Below are 303 nucleotides of genomic sequence, written 5' to 3' on the forward strand. Positions count from 1 at the left end.
GGTGCCTGCTTCAGCGGTGTTCTCGACGATGGTGGTCGGCGTGACAGCAATTACTGGGACGTCGTTAACCAAGGTCACGGTCGGTTGACCGGTGCCAGTGGAATTCAGGCCTTCAACATCGGTAACAGTCAGGTCGATCTTCGGCAGCTGGTTACCCGCGTTAACGAAGTCAGCACCTTTTTCAGTCAGCACGACGTTGTTGCCGGAGATGGCGTAGTAGCCATCTGCGTTGGTGCCAGCGGTGAAGCTGATGTTCAGGTTTTCGCGCGGGGTTTCTTCGTCTTTCGCGACGAAGGTACCGGC

At 56.8% G+C, this 303-nt stretch carries 1 protein-coding gene; it reads right to left on the minus strand.

Annotated features, from left to right (window positions below):
- The coding region (locus tag AOA61_RS31350; protein WP_158234833.1) for a hypothetical protein at positions 1-303 on the minus strand (303 nt) is incomplete at both ends.

This window comes from Pseudomonas sp. 2995-1 (assembly GCF_002742505.1).
GTDB lineage: Bacteria > Pseudomonadota > Gammaproteobacteria > Pseudomonadales > Pseudomonadaceae > Aquipseudomonas > Aquipseudomonas sivasensis.